We start from the raw sequence: 17,069 nt of genomic DNA on the forward strand, positions 1-17,069 counted from the left end.
GTTAGTTCCTCGTCTTGATCAGGGTGCCCAGGCCTTGCAGGTAGGCGACCAGGGCGTCTTCTTCGGTCTTGTCCTTGAGTTCTTCCGGTGCGGCGGCGATCTCGGCGTCGCTGTAGGGCACGCCGGTGATGCGCAGCGCCTTCATCTTCGGCACGATCTCGGCTGGGACCAGCGCGGTCCTGGCCAGCCATGGGTAGTTCGGCATATTCGATTCCGGCACCACGTCACGCGGATTGTTCAGGTGGGTGCGGTGCCATTCGTCGGAATAGCGGCCGCCCACGCGCGCCAGGTCGGGACCGGTACGCTTGGAGCCCCACTGGAACGGATGGTCGTAGACGAACTCGCCGGCCACCGAGTAGTGGCCATAGCGCTCGGTCTCGGCGCGGAACGGCCGTACCATCTGCGAGTGGCAGTTGTAGCAGCCTTCGCGGATGTAGATGTCGCGGCCGGCCAGGCGCAGCGGCGAGTACGGCTTCAGGCCCGCCACCGGCTCGGTAGTCGATTTCTGGAAGAACAGCGGGGCAATCTCAACCGCACCGCCGATGCTGACCACCAGCGTCACCAGGGCGATCATGAGCCAGGGATTTTTCTCAATCCATTCATGTGAAAATTTCATACGAACTCCGATATCAGGCGTGGGCAGGGTTGACGGCCGGGATCACGGCAACGGCGGTATCGCGGTTGCGCAAGGTCATCCAGGTGTTGTAAGCCATCACGCACATGCCGCTCAGGTACAGCAAGCCGCCGGTGAAGCGCACCACGTAGTACGGATAGGTGGCTTTGACGCTTTCTGCAAAGGTGTAGGTCAGCGTGCCGTCGGCATTCACTGCGCGCCACATCAGGCCCTGCATCACGCCGGCAATCCACATCGCGGCGATGTACAGCACGATGCCGATGGTGGCGACCCAGAAGTGCAGGTCGATCAGCCGGGTCGAGTACATCTTCTGTTCGCCGGCCAGGCGTGGCAGCAGGTAGTAGATCGAACCCATGGTGATGAAGCCGACCCAGCCCAGGGCGCCGCCGTGGACGTGAGCGATGGTCCAGTCGGTGTAGTGCGACAGCGCGTTGATGGTCTTGATCGACATCATCGGGCCTTCGAACGTGGCGATACCGTAGAACGACAGCGAGACGATCATGAACTTCAGGATCGGATCGGTGCGCAGCTTGTGCCAGGCGCCCGACAGGGTCATCATGCCGTTGATCATGCCGCCCCAGCTAGGCGCCAGCAGCACCAGCGAGAACACCATGCCGATCGACTGGGTCCAGTCCGGCAGCGCGGTGTAGTGCAGGTGGTGCGGACCGGCCCACATATAGGTGAAGATCAGCGCCCAGAAGTGCACGATCGACAGGCGGTACGAGTACACCGGACGTTCGGCCTGCTTCGGAATGAAGTAGTAGACCATGCCCAGGTAGCCCGCGGTCAGGATGAAGCCCACCGCATTGTGGCCGTACCACCACTGGATCATCGCGTCCTGTACACCGGCGTAGACCGAGTACGATTTGAACAGCGATGCCGGCATGCTGGCGCCGTTCACCACGTGCAGTATGGTCACGGCGATGATGTAGGCGGCAAAGAACCAGTTGGCGACGTAGATGTGTTTGACGCGGCGCTTGATGATGGTGCCGAAGAACACGATCGCATACGAGATCCATACAATCGCGATCAGAATGGAGATGGGCCATTCCAGTTCAGCGTATTCCTTGCCGCGGGTCAGGCCCATGGGCAGGGTAACGACAGCGCTCAGTATCACCGCCTGCCAACCCCAGAAGGTAAAGGCGGCAAGCTTGTCCGAGAATAAACGCACCTGGCAGGTGCGCTGTACCACGTAGTACGAGGTAGCAAACAGACCGCAGATGCCGAACGCAAAAATAACCGCGTTAGTATGCAGCGGACGTAAACGGCCATAGGTCAGCCATGGTATGTCCAGATTCAGCGCCGGCCAGGCCAGCTGGGCGGCAATGATCACGCCGACCAGCATGCCTACGACGCCCCAGACTACGGTCGCAACAGCGAACTGTTTGACGACCTTGTAGTTGTAGTGTTGTTCCAATTTTGTTCTCCCCAGAACACTTTGATGATGTAGGTCAAAGGTTACTTAGGGGAACCTTAAAAATCCTTGATATGGATCAAAAACCGCCGGATCACTTGTGATCTGGCGGTGGCAAGTCGTCGTCTTGCAGGATGCGCAGCGCCGGGCCGACCAGATCGTCGAACTGGCCGTCGTCGGACGCGCGGAAGAACACCCACAGCGCGGCAAACACCAGCACCACGCTGAGCGGGATGAGCAGGTAGAGGGCTTCCATCAGCGCAGCTTTCTCAGGCGCAGCGCGTTCAGCACCACCACGGCGGAACTGATGGCCATGCCGACCCCGGACAGCCACGGATTGAGCAGGCCGATGGCGGCGGCAGGAATCGCGGTGACGTTGTAGACGGTGGCCCAGCCCAGGTTCTGGCGGATTACCTGCATGGTGCGTGCAGCCGTGCGCGCGCTGTCCGCGACCGCGCCCAGGCGGCCGTTGAGCAGTACCGCATCGGCATGCGCCTGCGCCAGCGCGGCGCCGCTGCCCATGGCAAACGACACATCGGCCGCGCCCATGACGGCGGCGTCGTTGATGCCATCGCCAATCATCGCCACCACGCAGCCGCGTCGCTGCAGCTGCTGGACAAAGCTGAGCTTATCGGCCGGCAGGTAGCCGCCGACCGTGGTTTCGATGCCCAGCTGGTCGCCGACGCGGCGTGCCAGCGCGTCGTCGTCGCCGCTGACCAGCACCACTGTCTTGCCGTGCCTGCGGAAGTAATCGACCGTGTCCTGGGCGTCGGGACGCAGGCCGTCGTGCAGGTGGAAGCAGGCCAGCCACTGGCCTTCCGCGCCCAGGTAGACTGGCGTGACGCCGTCCGGCACAGCGCGTGAAGGCGGCAGGCCGCTGATGCCGCTGACGAACTGCATGCTGCCCAGCCGGTAGCGGCGGTTGTGCACCATGCCTTCCAGGCCGCAGCCGGCAACCTCCTGGAGTTCGGCGGCGCTCCAGTTTTGCGATCCCGCTTCCACGGCGGCGTTGACGATGGCGCGCGCCAGCGGATGGGCGCTGCCGGTTTCCATCGCCGCCGCGACTTGCAGGCAGAAGTCGGTCCGCATCGCGGCCAGCTGCTGCGTCTTTTGCAGCACCGGACGGCCCCAGGTCAGCGTGCCGGTTTTATCGAGCACGATGTGGGTGGCGCGGTGCAGCGTCTCTAGCGTTTGCGGACCGGTGACCAGCACGCCCTGGCGCAGCAGCTGGTCGGTGGCGGCGGCCAGCGCGGTCGGCGTGGCCAGTGACAGCGCGCACGGACAGGACACCACCAGCACCGCAATCGCAATCGGCCACGCGCGCACCGCGCTGCCGTCGAGCCAGAACCAGGCGCAGAATGCGGCCAGCGCAAACACCAGCAGGCCGGTGACAAACCAGGCGGCCACGCGGTCGGCCCATTGCGCGATGCGCGGCTTTTCGCCGCCGGCGCGGTTAATCAGTTTAATCAGGTCGGACAGGGTGCTGTCCGCCGCGCGCCGGGTGACGCGCGCGATGACCATGCTGCCGGCATTGATGGCGCCACCGGGAATGGCATCGCCCTTCTGCTTCGGCACGGGCGCGCTTTCGCCGCTGAGCAGCGACAGATCGAGCGAGGTGCGGCCTTCCACAATGACGCTGTCGGCGGCGACCGCCTCACCCGGCTTGATCAGTATCAGGTTATCCACCGCCAGCGCCGCTGCATGCACGATGGTGATGGCCTGGTTGGCCGGGTAGTTCTCCAGCAGCGAGGCCGATGCCGGCAGTGCGTGCTGCAGGCGTTCCAGCGCCGCACCGGCCTTGCGCCGTGCGCGCAGTTCCAGGTAGCGGCTGCACAGCAGCAGGAAGATGAACATGGTGACCGAGTCGTACCATACCTCGCCCTGGCCGCTGAAGGTGGCCAGCACGCTGGCGCCAAATGCGGCGGCGATGCCCAGTGCAACCGGCACGTCCATGCCCAGCGAACGCGCGCGCAGGCTGGCGAAGGCGCCGCGCCAGAACGGCAGCGCCGAGTAGCAGATCGCCGGAAGCGTCAGCAGCAGGCTGGCCCAGCGCATCAGGGACGCCATGCTGGCGTCGAGCGTGCCGTCTTCCGCGAGGTAGGCCGGGGCGACATACATCATCACCTGCATCATCGACAGGCCGGCCACGAACAGCTGGCGGCCCAGCGTTCTGGCGGCGCGGCGTTGCTGGTCGGCGTGGCGGCTGGCGTCGTAAGGATAGGCGGCGTAACCGATACCGTGCAGCGCGCCGAGGATGTCGCCCGGTTTGCAGTTGTCCGTGTGCCAGCGGACGTAGAGTTTTTCGGTGGCGACGTTGAGCTGTGCGCTGTCCACGCCGGGCAGGCGCGCCAGGCATTTTTCGATGAGCCACACGCAGGCCGCGCAGCGTATGCCTTCCACGGTGAAGGTGGATTCGCGGCTGTCTTCATCGAGCGCGAAGCGTGGATCGGCGTTGTCGTACAGTTGCAGTTCCGGCGGCAGCTGCTGCGCGCCTTCCGCGCTGGCGGCGTAGGCGGTGCGGTCGCGGTAGTAGCTTTCCTGTCCCAGATCGACAATGGTTTGCGCCACTGCCGCGCAGCCGGGGCAGCACATCGTGTGCTCGACGCTGGCGATGCGTACCTTCCATGGCGCGTCATCCGGTACGGACTGGCCGCAGTGGTAGCAGAGCGCCGGTGCGTTGCTGTTTAAGGGTGTGGTGTCAGGCATAACATATTCATCCATTCGGGCGTGACGCCACCCGCTGCGCGGGCAAGCCCGATCACGCCAAATGCCAGTACCAGCAATCCGCAGGCGATACGCACAGGACGGCGCTGCATGGCGTGCTGCAGGCGCGCGCCCAGCAAGCCGAGACCCGTCAGCATGGGCAGCGTGCCCAGGCCGAAGGCCAGCATCATGGCCGCACCATCGGCGGCCGAACCGCTCAGCATTGCGGTGGTCAGTGCGCTGTACACCATGCCGCAAGGGAGCCAGCCCCACAGCGCGCCCAGGGCGAAGGACTTGGGTGCGGTATCGGCGGGCATCAGCGGTTTCATGGCGGGCGAGATGCGGCGCCACAGTACGCGGCCGCCCTGCTCCAGCACAGCCAGGCCGCGCCAGGCGTTCATCAGATGCAGGCCAAGCGCCACCAGCATGGCGTTGGCCAGCCAGTAGAAGCTGAGCTGCACGCCGGCCACTGCGGCCATGTTGCGGGCGCCGCCAGCGAGGCCGCCTGCCAGTGCGCCGGCCATCATGTAGCTGCCGATGCGGCCAGCGTTGTAGGACAGGATGTGCGGCAGCACGCTGGCGCGCGCGCTGGTGATGGGGATGACGGCGCTGGCCGGGACGCGCGGCTTTGCCGTGGTGGACATCGCCGTCACAATGCCGCCGCACATGCCTGCGCAGTGGATGCTGCCGGCAAGGCCGACCACAAACACTGGCAAGAGCTGTGCGGCATTCATGTCATCCTCAGATCGTTTTCGAGTAGCGCATCGGTTGCGGTGCGATGTCGTGGGCCAGACCCAGGTAGCGGTCGAACACCATGCAGATATTGCGGATCAGCAGGCGGCCTTTGGGCGTCACCGAAATCCATTCATCATCGATGGTCAGCAGGCCGTCGTCGGCAAAGGCTGCCAGCTTGTCCAGTTCCACCGCAAAATACTGGCGGAACTTGATCGGGAAGCCCTGCTCGATCGACGACATCGACAGTTCGAAATTGCACATGAGTTTTTGAATCACGATACGGCGCAGCAGGTCATCGTTATCCAGCTTGATGCCGCGCGTGACGGGCAGGACGCCGCTCTCGAGTTTTTCGTAGTACGCGTCCAGCGTTTTTTCGTTCTGGCTGTAGGTCGCACCGACCGCGCTGATGGCCGACACGCCGCACGAAATCAGCTCGGCTTCCGCGCGCGTCGAGTAGCCCTGGAAGTTGCGCTGCAAACGGCCCTGGCGCTGGGCGATCGCCAGCTCGTCTTCCGGCTTGGCGAAATGGTCCATGCCGATGTAGATGTAGCCGGCGTCGCACAGGCGCTTGATGCACATGGCCAGCAGCTCCAGCTTGACCGCTGGCGTCGGCAAGTCGGCTTCCGCAATGCGGCGCTGCGGCTTGAAGATGTGCGGCAGGTGGGCGTAGTTGTACAGCGCGATGCGGTCCGGACTGGCGGCGACCACCTTCTCCAGTGTTTGCGCCATGCTGGCCATGGTCTGCTTGGGCAGGCCGTAAATCAGGTCGATGCTGATGGAGCGGAAGCCGGCTTCACGCGCTGCATCCATCACGGCGCGCGTTTCCGCTTCCGGCTGGATGCGGTTGACGGCTTTCTGCACGTCCGGATCGAAGTCCTGCACGCCCAGGCTGATGCGGTTGAAGCCTTGCGCGCGCAGGCTGCGCACGCGTTCCACGCTGACCGTGCGCGGATCGATTTCGATCGAATACTCGCCTTGCGCGTCCGAGGCGAAATCGAAATTCGCGTGCAGGTGCGTCATCAGGTCGCCCATCTGCTTGTCGCTCAGATAGGTCGGCGTGCCACCGCCAAAGTGCAGCTGCTCGATCTGGCCCATGCCGTCGAACAGCCGGCCCTGCATATCGATTTCCTGCTTCAGGTAGCCGAGGTAAGTGGCCGCCTTGCTGTGATCCTTGGTGACGATCTTGTTGCAGCCGCAGTAGTAGCAGATGGTGTCGCAGAACGGGATGTGAATGTACAGCGACAGCGGCCGGCGGCTGCGGCGCATGCGCAGGCTGGCCACCGCCTCCAGGAACTGGCCGTAGCCAAAGTCGTTCTGGAAGCGGTCCGCAGTGGGATAGGACGTATAGCGTGGTCCCGACTGACTCAGTTTGCCGATGACGCGCGCATCAAATTCAACGGGTGGGAAAGGCGTATTCATGATCTCTTAGGCGGCCAGGCGTTTCACGGAAGTGGATGGCGTTGATGCTGCGGCACGGGCCGCGCGCGAGACGCGGGCCGGGCCAAATTTGAACAGGCTTACGGCTTGTGTCAGGCCGCCCGCTTCCAGCGCCAGGCTGGCGGTGGCGGCGGCGGCTTCTTCCACCAGTGCGGCGTTCTGCTGCGTGACCTGGTCCATGTGGGCGATGGCCGAATTGACCTGGTCCACACCGATGCTTTGCTCGTGCGAGGCGACCGAGATTTCCTTCATGATCGCGGTCACTTGCTGTACCGAGGCCACCACTTCCTTCATGGTGGCGCCAGCGCGGTCAACCTGCGCCATGCCGGCGCTGACCTTGCCGACCGAGACGTCGATGAGGTTCTTGATGTCCTTGGCGGCCGTGGCGCTGCGTTGCGCCAGGTTGCGCACCTCACCGGCGACGACGGCGAAGCCGCGGCCCTGTTCACCGGCGCGCGCCGCTTCCACCGCAGCGTTCAGCGCCAGGATGTTGGTCTGGAACGCGATGCCTTCGATCAGGCCGATGATATCGACGATCTTGCGCGAGGAGTTGTTGATCTCGTCCATGGTGGCGATGACGTCCGCCACAATCTCGCCGCCTTGCAGCGCCACGCTGGAGGCGTTCTGCGCCAGCCTGTTGGCCTGTTCGGAGTTGTCGGCGTTCTGCTTCACGGTCGACGAGAACTGTTCCACGCTGGACGCGGTTTCTTCCAGGCTGGCCGCCTGCGCTTCGGTGCGGCCCGACAGGTCGGCGTTGCCGGCGGCGATCTGGCGCGTGGCCACCGCCATGGTTTCGACGTTGACGCGCACGTCGCGGATGGTGGCGATCAGGTTGCTGTTCATCTGCTCCAGTGCGCGCAGCAGCTGGCCGACTTCGTCGGTGGCTTCGGTTTCAAAGGTGCCGGACAGGTCGCCGGCGGCAATCGCGCGGGCGCCTTGCAGCGCGCGGCCCAGCGGCTGCAGCACCGAGACCCGCAGCGTGTACCACAGGAAGACGTTGATCATCAGGCCGACGAAGGTGGCGGCAAAGATGCCGTAGTTGTTGGCGCTGGTGCCGTTCAGCAGTGCGGCGCCGCAGACGATGATCTGCAGCACGTTGACCACGCTGGTGGCGGCCCAGATTCGGAAGCCTAGCGAGACATGGCTCAGGCGCGACAGCAGCGTGCCGACGCCAGGACGGATCACCTGGCCGTTCTTGATGCGGATGCCGTGATTGGCTTGGGTGCGGATCGCGCGGTAGGCTTCTTCTGCGCCCGCGATCTGGTGGCGTTCCGCCCGGGTGCGTACCGACATATAGCCGATGGTGCGGCCATTTTCGCGGATCGGCGTGATGTTGGCGCGCACCCAGTAGTGGTCGCCGTTCTTGCAGCGGTTTTTTACGATGCCGGTCCACGGTGTGCCGGCCTTGATCGAGGACCACAGGTCGGCAAACGCTTCGGCCGGCATGTCCGGATGGCGTACGATGTTTTGCGGCGCGCCCAGCAGCTCATCTTCACTGAAACCGCTGATCTGGGTGAAATACGGATTCACATACGTGATTTTGCCGTCCAGGTCAGTTTTCGAGACGATGGCCTGGTCTTCCAGGACTTCTACTTCGCGGTTGGTAACAGGTTGATTGTTGCGCATAACGTAACTCCGGCTTAGTTTATTGCTTTATCGCAATAGATATGGCCAGTTTACGTAGTCCGCCGGTCGAATTTATTGATTTAGATCAAATTTGCCCGGATTGGACCAGTGCAGCGTTCGCCTGAGATGAAACAAGGTGATTAATTGGATTGTTCAGGGTTGACGGCCTTCAGCGCGGCCACATCGCGCACGTTTTTTTGCACGGTGACGGCTGCGAACAGGCTTAACAAAAATGCCATGGCGTAGAAACCTTTTTCGCTGGGCGCCAGCGTGGCATTCCACAGGCCGACCACCAGCAGCAGGATCGACAGCAGCACCGAGAACCAGCACAGGCCGAAGTACATGCCTGTCACCGGAATGCCGTCGTTACGGTCGCGCACCGATTTTTGCAGCGAGATGGCGGCAAACAGGCCGTACATCAGGATGGTGAAGTAATAGCCTTTTTCGTTGAGCTGCATGCTGGCGTTCCACAGACCGATCAGATAGGTCGCGGTACCGGCCAGCAGCGCAAGCCAGGCGGCGCCGATGAAGGCGGCAGTTGGGCCTTGTTGGGTTTTGGTCGTCATTTTTACTCCTTGTGATGGGTGAACGCGTATCGAAGCAGAACAGTTAGCCAGGCTTTTTGACCATGCGCAAGATTTTGCCGCCCGCGCTGACCACCGCCAGCGTCAGCGCACCGGCAATCAGGCCCGCGACTGCATCCAGCAGGCTTGGGACCACGGCGCCGAGCAGCGGGCCGACGCTCGGCACCTGCGTCACCGCTTCGGTGGCATGGTGGATCAGGTCATGGGCAAACGGCAGGCCGTGGGTCAGGATGCCGCCGCCGACCATGAACATGGCGACGGTGCCGACCACGCCCAGCAGCTTCATGAGCTTGGGCGCGGCGCTCAGCAGCACGCGGCCCAGCGCCCGCACGGCGGCGCCGCCGCGCTGGCTCAGGTACAGGCCGGCGTCATCCATTTTGACAATGGCGGCGACCAGACCATACACACCTACCGTCATCAGCAGCGCGATGCCGACCACCACGGTTACCTGCTGCAAAAACGGCGCTGCCGCCACGGTGCCCAGCGCGATCACGATGATCTCGGCCGAGAGGATGAAGTCGGTGCGTACGGCGCCTTTGATCTTGTCTTGTTCCAGCGCGACCAGGTCCACGTCCGGGTTGGCCAGCGCTTCTTGCAACTGGTGCTGGTGGCCGTCGTCGTCCTTGTGCAGCAGGCTGTGGGCGATTTTTTCAAAACCTTCAAAGCACAGGTAGAGACCGCCGAGCATGAGCAGCGGCGTGATGGCCCACGGCGCAAACGCGCTGATGGCCAGCGCGGCCGGCACCAGGATGGCCTTGTTCTTCAGCGAGCCGACGCCCACCGCCCACACCACGGGCAGCTCGCGTTCGGCGCGTACGCCCGCCACTTGCTGCGCATTCAGGGCCAGATCGTCGCCGAGCACGCCGGCGGTCTTCTTGGCTGCCATTTTGCTCATCAAGGCGACATCGTCGAGGATGGTGGCAATGTCATCGATGAGTGCGAGCAGGCTGGAACCGGCCATCTTGAAAGTCTCCCTGAAAAGGTATGGTTGGAAGGGCAATATTAACCCATGCAAGCGGCGCGCCGATACCGCTACAATGTGGATTACCTATTTGACTGGACCGACCATGAGCTTTGCTACCTGGATTACCTTTTTCGTTGCCGCCTGCATTATTGCCGTGTCGCCCGGTTCGGGGGCGGTGTTGTCGATGTCCCATGGTCTGTCGTATGGCGTGCGCCGTACCAGCGCCACCATTTTCGGCTTGCAGAGCGGTCTGATGCTGGTGTTCTTCATTGCGGGCGCCGGCGTGGGCTCGCTGCTGCTGGCGTCCGAGGTCGCGTTCAATATCGTCAAGACGGTGGGCGCGCTGTACCTGATCTACCTGGGCCTGAGCCAGTGGCGCGCCAAGGTCAGCATCGGCGAGCAAAAGCATGCGGAGGTGGTGGTGCCGACGGTGAAAAAACGCTTCATGACCGGCTTTCTGACCAATGCCACGAATCCGAAAGGCATCATCTTCATGGTGGCCGTGCTGCCGCAATTCATTACCCACGACGCGCCGTTGCTGCCGCAGTTGCTGATCCTGGCGGTGACCATGTGCTGCATCGATCTGGTGGTGATGCATAGCTATGCCTTCCTGGCGTCGTCGATGCAGCGCTTTTTCCGCGATGCGGGCGCGGTCCAGAAGCAAAACCGGGTATTCGGCGGCCTGCTGATGGCGGTGGGTGCGGCGCTGTTCTTCGTCAAGCGCGGCGGCGCCACTGCTTAATTGCAACACATTTTGTAACCTCGTGTAACCCGTGTAGTCGAACCCGAACGTGCGGCGTTAAATCAGGCATAACCACAGGAGACGCTGCCATGGGCCGCAAACTGATCCACACCGTCGTGCTGGCCGCTTTGGCCGGCTTTAGTGCGTTGGCGCTGGCCGACGACCCGCCTGCGATTGTCGGACGCATCTCCAGCGTGCAGGGCCAGGTGACGCTGGTGGGCGACGGCGATCCGGTCGGCGCCTCGCTGAACTGGCCGGTGACGGCGTTCAATCACATCAACACCGCCAGCGGTGCGCGCACGGAATTCCGCGTCGGCTCGACGGCGGTGCGGGTCGACAGCGATTCGGACCTGGAAATCAGCGCCATGGATGACGACTTGCTGCGCCTGCGCCTGAACTACGGCAGCGTCAGCATCCGCGTGCGCAGCCCCGAGCTGCTGCGGGATTTCGAACTCAGCACGCCACAGGCGCGCATTACCATGATCGAGCCGGGCGTGCTGCGCGTGGATGTCGACCGCACGCCCGATACCAGCCAGATCAGCGTGCTGGCCGGCAGCGCGCGTGTGGATGGCGCCGGTTCGTCAGTCGTGGTGAGTAACGGCCGCCATGTGGATATCAGCGCGGAAGACGTCCGCACCAGCGTGGCGCGGCGTGATGGCTTCGACATCTGGGCCGAAGACCGCGACCGCCTGGACAGCACTACCACGACCACCCGTTTTGTCTCGAGCGGCATCACCGGCTACGAAGAGCTGGACCGCAATGGCACCTGGGTCGACAATAACGAGTACGGTCCGCTGTGGACCCCGCGGAACGTGGCGCTGGACTGGGCGCCATACCGCGACGGCCGCTGGATCTGGCTGGCGCCATGGGGCTGGACCTGGGTCGACAATGCGCCGTGGGGCTATGCGCCGTCGCACTATGGGCGCTGGGTGATCGTCAACCGCCGCTGGTGCTGGGCGCCGGGTCGGCCGGTGGGACGGCCGGTGTGGGCGCCGGCGCTGGTTGGCTGGGTGGGCGGCAATGGCGGTCCGCACCATCCGGGGCCGGGGCTGGGCTGGTATCCGCTGTCGCCGCGCGACCGCTTTGTGCCGACCTACCGCGTGTCCACGGATTACGAGCGCCGGGTCACATGGACCCACAACGGCAAACCGTTCACCCCGCGTCCGGACTGGAATGGCCAACGCGATGGCCTGACCGTGCTGCCGCGCGACCAGTTTGAAGGCCGGCGCTACGTGCCGGTCAACCGTGGCGCCTCCGTGATCCCGCCAGCGACGTTTGTAAAAGGCGTGGCGCCGGTGGCGCCGCCGCAGCCGGCTGGCCAGCCGCGCACCCTGACCACCAACCGCGGTGGCTGGGGCGATCGCGACCATGATGGCGTGCCGGACCGCTTTGAGCGCAACGACCGTCCGGGGCGGGTGATTACCACCGCACCATCGCAGCCGGTGCCGGCACCGGCGCAGCAGCCGCCAGGGCGCATCAGCACGTTGGCGCCAAACCAGTTTGGCGAGCGCGATTCGCGGCCGCAGACCATCAACCCTAACGATGTGCGGATTGAGCTGCGCCCGCGTTTCAATCCGCCGCAGCAGCCAGGCGCTGGCCAGACGCAAGTGTCGCAGCAGCAGTCGGTGGCACCGGTGTTGCAAGTATCGCCGCCGGCCCAGCAGCAACCGGCGCGCGACCGCTTTGACCGCGGTGGTGATGACAGCCATCGTCGGTTCCGGCCGGCGGACGAGCAGCGTCCCGATCCTCGTCCGCAACAGCTTCAGCCGCAGGCTCAACCGCAGCAGCAGCAGCCGGCAGCTCAACCGCCGCGTCAATTCAACCCGCCACCACAGCAACAGGCGCAACCGCAGCAATCAGCGCAACAGCCGCAGCCAGCGCAACAGCCGCAGCGTGAAAATCGCAGCGAACAGCGGCGGGAACCGGAACGTCAGCGTGACGAAAACCGTGACCGCCGCAAGCAAAACCAGCAATAACTTCGGTTTATTCTTGCGCCTTGAGGCGCAGGCGGGCGCGCCATTCACCCAGGGCGGATAGCGCGCCCTGGAATTCGCGTTCGATCAGATCGGCTTCCGCTGCCGTGACTTTGCCGTCCATGAGTGCGCTGGAGACGGCTTCCGCGACCGCACCTACCTGACTCATCACCTTGCACACCGTCTGCGACAGGTCGTCTTCGCCGATGGTTTCCGGCGTCGGCACCACAAACGCCGCCATGCCATGGCGGACCAGCAGCGCGTGCAGCGGCAGGTGCGCGTCCGCCACGCCCGCCTTGTGGCACAAGTGCACCACGGTTGACACCTCCTCAAACGAGGGATAGTGCGACGCGATCGTCGGCGCCAGCTTGTTGCGCAGGACGTTGACGGAAATCCCCATTGCCTGCGCCAAAGCGTCGATGCCGCCGGGATAGGCGCGCGCCACCTTGTAAAGCGCGTCGTGCTGATTCATGTCCAGGTATTTGCGAGTCATGGTGAAGCGTGCCTTTTATTACCGATGCAACCGCCAACGCGCGGCGCTATGCTGTTTTTCATACAACTTCCTTGTGAAAAGACATCATGAAGTCTCTTCGATCTGCGCTGCTTTTGATGGTTTGCATAGTCTTTGCCAGCAATGTCCCGGCGTTAGCGCGGCCGGCTTCACATTCTGGCACATCGTCGTCGTATAAAAGTGGATTTTCTTCACAAAAGAGCAACTCCGCCGCGCACAGCCGCCCGGCGCCGCCTGCCGCCAACCGCCAGAGCGGTCCCGGCGCGTTCGGCCAGCAGGCCGGTTCGCCGGCGCAGCCGCAGCGCGCTACGTCGGCCATGTCGCGCGACGTCGACCACAGCGCGGCCCGCGCCAACGCGCTGAAGACGCTGGATGAGCGCCGCGCCGCTGCCAATGCGCCACCACCGCTGCCGCCGCTGAACGATAGCTTGCGCCAGCCGCAGCAGGCACCGGCGCCGGTCTACCAGCCGCCGCCACCGGTGTACGCACCGCCCGCCTCGGGCAGCAATGCGCTGATGCATGGCGTGCTGGGCTTCATGCTGGGCCGGGCGATGAGCCAGAGCCATCAGCCGGTAGCGTATCCGACCACGCAGGGCAGCCAGCCGGTGCCGCAAGCCGGCGCCGCCACGGACAGCGCGGGCACGGTGACTGGCATGCCGGGACTGGGCGCTCCTGCGCCTACGCCGCAGCCGTCTTTCGGGGCAAGCGTGCTGCGCTGGTTTGTGTGGCTGATGGTGTTGAGTGCCCTGGTCTGGCTGGTGGTGTATTTCGTTCGCAAGCTGCGCCGTCTGCGTGCTGCGCCAAATTATTCGTTTGAAAGGAATTGAGATGGGATGGTCGGATGCTTACAACTATCTGCGCGGCAGCGTGGCGGCCAAACCGGCGGATGACGCCCTACCGTTGGGCGCGCGCATCGGCAGCCTGGTCGGCATACAGCAGTCGCCGCTGCTGCGCGCGGTGGCGGACGGTTCGCTGATCGGGCTGCCGGAGGCGGCGGATACGCGCATTGTGGCGGTGTCGCAGCTCAGGCTGAAGCAGTCGGGCGGCTTGTACCGCTACTACCTCGACACCGGCGACCGCGACGACCAGGAGAAGTTCCTTCAGGTCTACCAGAACGCCAGCGGCGAAGTCAGCGAGATCATGTACTGCACCCAGCTGGCGCGCGTGATTCCGCAGACGGTGGAAGACCAGGACGCTTACACGGGCCAGTCCGGCGCCGGCCTGGGCGACCGCAGCTACACGCTGTGGCGCCAGCAGCTGGAAGATGATCCGGGCCTGGACCTGGACCTGATCTTCGGCGCCAGCGATGGGCTGGACTACTGGCGCGACGCCGGCGATCCGGAAGCGGGCTTCATGCCGCCGTTCACGGGCACCGAAGTCCGTCTCGACGACGCCAGCGGCCGTACCGGCTTGCGCCAGGAAATGTATTTCATGCCGTACGTGCGCCAGCTGCGCGGCGGCGGCCACGAATATCTGCTGATCACGACGGAAATCATCCACAGCGTGAACGGCGATACCAGCAAATGCGGAATCCATGTCGACTTTGTCATTGGGATTCCGGTGGAGCAGCAACGCATCGTTATCCAATGATGCGCAACTTTGAATGAGGAAGACTGACATGAGCAACTTGAATGGCTGGGGCCTGACGGCACGACTGATTTCCAAGCACTTCGGCGCGCTGGGCAATCGCGTCTCCGAGGCCATCGCCAATTTCGATCCGGAAACCGCCACCGAGGCCGACCGCGACCGCCTGGCCGACAATCTGCGCAGCGCCGCCCAGAAGCTGGCCGCCGCCCGTGCCGCGTTCGACAAGGAGGCTGGCGACGTGGTCAAGCTGCGCCAGTTGATCGCCACTGACGAGCAGGCGGCAGGCACGCTGGCCGAACGCCTGGCCAGCGGCAAGATCGCGGAATCCACCATCACGCTGTTCTGCGACGAGCTGGAGGCCAACAAGGCCCGCCTGCCGCAGGAGCTGCAGGAAGAAGCGGACGCCAGGCAGTATATGAACGAGCTGCAAACCATTGTCGATGCCTTGTCGAAGCAGCTGTCGGAGTTCGACGCGCAGGCCAAAAAGGCGATGCAGGCGCTGGCGTCTGCCCGCGCCCAGCAGGATTTGCAGCAGCTGCGTGCCGACCGTCAGGCCCAGCTGGCCGGGCTGCAAGGCATGCGCGGCCAGTCCAGCGCATTGGCGGCGCTGACCCGCCGCGCCGACACCATCCGCAACGATGCCGAAGGCTTGCGCATCGTGACGGACATCGGCCAGAAGCCGCTGGCGCAGGCCGCCGAATTGGAGGCGATCCGTAAATCGGTGAGCCAGCCGGCGCTGGGGAATGAGTCGGAGTCGGCGCTGGCCCGTTTGCAGCGCCTGTCCGGCCAGCCGGCTGAGCCTTTGGCGCTTGCAAAGTCCTGATCCAGCTACAATATAGGCCGTAGACGCCATTTGGCGTCTGCGGTTTTTTATTGAATGGAAAAGAACATGAAAGCGATCCCACCCTCCGAGTCCCTCATCGAGTACCCGAGCGACTTCCCGATCAAGGTCATGGGGCCGACTCATAACGATTTCGCCCCTACCATCGTGCTGGTGGTGCAGAAGCACGACCAGGATTTCCACGAAGGCAAGATGGAAGTGCGTCCTTCGGCCCAGGGCAATTACACCGGTCTGACCTGCGTGGTGCGCGCCGTTAGCCGCGAACAGCTGGATGCGCTGTACAGCGAGCTGTCGGCGCACCCGATGGTCAAGATTGTCATGTAATCAAGCGTGCTGGCGCTGGAAGGCGGCAATTTCTTCCAGCAGCCAGTCGCGGAACGCCTGCACCTGCGGTTTGCTGACCGCACCGGGCGGCGTGACGAAGTAGTACTCGTCCGGGCTGGGCGTGGCGATATCGAATAGCCGCAGCAGCTGCCCGGAGTTGATCTCCTGCATCGCCACCACGTGGCGTACCAGCGCGACGCCGTTGCCGTCGGCAGCGGAACGCACCAGCATCGACAAATCCTCAAACAGCAGCCCGCCCGACGGTTCCGGCAGGTCGACTGCGGCTGCGCGCAGCCACGGCGTCCACAGCTCCACCGAGCGCAGCAGCGTGTGCTTGGCCAGATCTTCTGGCGTTGCTGGCAGCTGCCCACCGCGATAGTGGGGACTCACTACCGGGTAGTACACATCCCCCATCAGCCGCAACACCACCATGCCCGGGTAATTGCCGCGTCCGAAGCGGATGCCGACGTCGATGCCCTCGCGCGCCAGATCCTGCAGCACACCGCTGGACTGCAGCACCACTTCAATATCCGGATGCAGCTCGATGAACTTGCCCAGCCTTGGCGCCAGCCAGCGCGCGGCAAACGAGGGTATCGAGGTAATCGTCAGCCGCTGGCTGATGCTGGCCGCGCGCATGGCGTCGGTGGCGGCGGCGATATCGGCAAAGGCCTTGCCTAAAAATTGGGCAAATTTTAGCCCGTCGCTCGTTATTTTCACCTGGCGGCCATGGCGCACGAAAAGTGGCCGTCCCAGCTCTTCTTCCAATCCTCGAACCTGATGACTAATCGCACCGTGCGTCAGGTGCAGTTCTTCCGCCGCGCGCGAGAAATTCTCGTGGCGGGCCGCCGCCTCGAAGGCGCGCAATGCGGAAAAATTGGGCAGCCGTCGCGCCATGCTGTGGATAACTATGTGAATAGAACTAACAAGAATTGCGAAAATATACCGTTATACAGGCACTTAGACAAGGTTTACCATGTGAATAAATCTACCTAAG

General features: G+C 63.8%; 17 protein-coding genes. 6 read left to right on the forward strand and 11 right to left on the reverse strand.

What is annotated here, in order from left to right:
- Window position 1 precedes the first annotated feature (1 nt).
- The 9 genes from ccoO to GTP58_RS13525 all read right to left on the reverse strand — a co-directional run bounded on the left by ccoO (window position 2) and on the right by GTP58_RS13525 (window position 10,094).
- Window positions 2-616 (reverse strand): cytochrome-c oxidase, cbb3-type subunit II, encoded by a 615-nt coding sequence (gene ccoO, locus GTP58_RS13485; RefSeq protein ID WP_161077884.1) that lies wholly within the window; start codon window positions 614-616, stop codon window positions 2-4.
- 13 nt (window positions 617-629) lie between these two features.
- Complete coding sequence (gene ccoN, locus GTP58_RS13490; RefSeq protein ID WP_161077885.1) at window positions 630-2,051, reverse strand: cytochrome-c oxidase, cbb3-type subunit I; 1,422 nt, start codon at window positions 2,049-2,051, stop codon at window positions 630-632.
- Between the two features lie 91 nt (window positions 2,052-2,142).
- Window positions 2,143-2,304 carry a cbb3-type cytochrome oxidase assembly protein CcoS gene (gene ccoS, locus GTP58_RS13495; protein ID WP_072783096.1) on the reverse strand — a complete coding sequence of 54 codons (162 nt, stop codon included), beginning with the start codon at window positions 2,302-2,304 and terminating at the stop codon, window positions 2,143-2,145.
- The gene (locus GTP58_RS13500) at window positions 2,304-4,754 is read right to left on the reverse strand and encodes a heavy metal translocating P-type ATPase (protein ID WP_161077886.1); all 2,451 of its coding nucleotides are present in this window, start codon (window positions 4,752-4,754) and stop codon (window positions 2,304-2,306) included. Before GTP58_RS13500 ends, ccoS begins: the two co-directional genes overlap by 1 nt.
- Complete coding sequence (locus GTP58_RS13505) at window positions 4,733-5,485, reverse strand: sulfite exporter TauE/SafE family protein (RefSeq protein WP_161077887.1); 753 nt, start codon at window positions 5,483-5,485, stop codon at window positions 4,733-4,735. The genes GTP58_RS13500 and GTP58_RS13505 overlap by 22 nt, the downstream gene beginning before the upstream one ends.
- 7 nt (window positions 5,486-5,492) lie before the next feature.
- Complete coding sequence (gene hemN, locus GTP58_RS13510) at window positions 5,493-6,905, reverse strand: oxygen-independent coproporphyrinogen III oxidase (RefSeq protein WP_161077888.1); 1,413 nt, start codon at window positions 6,903-6,905, stop codon at window positions 5,493-5,495.
- 6 nt (window positions 6,906-6,911) lie between these two features.
- Window positions 6,912-8,549 carry a PAS domain-containing methyl-accepting chemotaxis protein gene (locus GTP58_RS13515; protein ID WP_161077889.1) on the reverse strand — a complete coding sequence of 546 codons (1,638 nt, stop codon included), beginning with the start codon at window positions 8,547-8,549 and terminating at the stop codon, window positions 6,912-6,914.
- A gap of 140 nt (window positions 8,550-8,689) precedes the next feature.
- Window positions 8,690-9,115, reverse strand: coding sequence for an inner membrane protein YiaA (gene yiaA / locus GTP58_RS13520; RefSeq protein ID WP_161077890.1), 426 nt, complete (start codon window positions 9,113-9,115; stop codon window positions 8,690-8,692).
- Window positions 9,116-9,158: 43 nt separating this feature from the next.
- Window positions 9,159-10,094, reverse strand: coding sequence for a DUF808 domain-containing protein (locus tag GTP58_RS13525; protein WP_161077891.1), 936 nt, complete (start codon window positions 10,092-10,094; stop codon window positions 9,159-9,161).
- 106 nt (window positions 10,095-10,200) lie between these two features.
- Between GTP58_RS13525 and GTP58_RS13530 the strand changes: the two genes are divergently transcribed.
- On the forward strand, window positions 10,201-10,839 hold the full coding sequence (locus GTP58_RS13530; RefSeq protein WP_161077892.1) for a LysE family transporter: 639 nt from the start codon (window positions 10,201-10,203) through the stop codon (window positions 10,837-10,839).
- A gap of 89 nt (window positions 10,840-10,928) precedes the next feature.
- The gene (locus tag GTP58_RS13535) at window positions 10,929-12,815 is read left to right on the forward strand and encodes a DUF6600 domain-containing protein (RefSeq protein ID WP_161077893.1); all 1,887 of its coding nucleotides are present in this window, start codon (window positions 10,929-10,931) and stop codon (window positions 12,813-12,815) included.
- Between the two features lie 7 nt (window positions 12,816-12,822).
- On the opposite strand, the gene GTP58_RS13540 is transcribed toward GTP58_RS13535, so the two are convergent.
- Window positions 12,823-13,305 carry a phage regulatory CII family protein gene (locus GTP58_RS13540; RefSeq protein ID WP_161077894.1) on the reverse strand — a complete coding sequence of 161 codons (483 nt, stop codon included), beginning with the start codon at window positions 13,303-13,305 and terminating at the stop codon, window positions 12,823-12,825.
- 86 nt (window positions 13,306-13,391) lie between these two features.
- Here GTP58_RS13540 and GTP58_RS13545 point away from each other — a divergent pair, with 86 nt between their 5' ends.
- The 4 genes from GTP58_RS13545 (at window position 13,392) to GTP58_RS13560 (ending at window position 16,075) form a co-directional block, all read left to right on the forward strand.
- Window positions 13,392-14,150, forward strand: a complete 759-nt coding sequence (locus GTP58_RS13545) for a hypothetical protein (RefSeq protein WP_161077895.1) — start codon at window positions 13,392-13,394, stop codon at window positions 14,148-14,150.
- Between the two features lies 1 nt (window position 14,151).
- Window positions 14,152-14,913 (forward strand): DUF2491 family protein, encoded by a 762-nt coding sequence (locus GTP58_RS13550; RefSeq protein ID WP_161077896.1) that lies wholly within the window; start codon window positions 14,152-14,154, stop codon window positions 14,911-14,913.
- A gap of 28 nt (window positions 14,914-14,941) precedes the next feature.
- Window positions 14,942-15,733 carry a hypothetical protein gene (locus GTP58_RS13555; RefSeq protein ID WP_161077897.1) on the forward strand — a complete coding sequence of 264 codons (792 nt, stop codon included), beginning with the start codon at window positions 14,942-14,944 and terminating at the stop codon, window positions 15,731-15,733.
- A 66-nt stretch (window positions 15,734-15,799) separates the two neighbouring features.
- Window positions 15,800-16,075 carry a DUF493 family protein gene (locus GTP58_RS13560; RefSeq protein ID WP_072783121.1) on the forward strand — a complete coding sequence of 92 codons (276 nt, stop codon included), beginning with the start codon at window positions 15,800-15,802 and terminating at the stop codon, window positions 16,073-16,075.
- Here GTP58_RS13560 and gcvA read toward each other — a convergent pair whose 3' ends face one another.
- On the reverse strand, window positions 16,076-16,969 hold the full coding sequence (gene gcvA / locus GTP58_RS13565; RefSeq protein WP_161077898.1) for a transcriptional regulator GcvA: 894 nt from the start codon (window positions 16,967-16,969) through the stop codon (window positions 16,076-16,078).
- Between the last annotated feature and the right edge of the window lie 100 nt (window positions 16,970-17,069).

It is taken from the genome of Duganella sp. CY15W (assembly GCF_009857555.1).
GTDB classification, from domain to species: domain Bacteria; phylum Pseudomonadota; class Gammaproteobacteria; order Burkholderiales; family Burkholderiaceae_D; genus Rugamonas; species Rugamonas sacchari.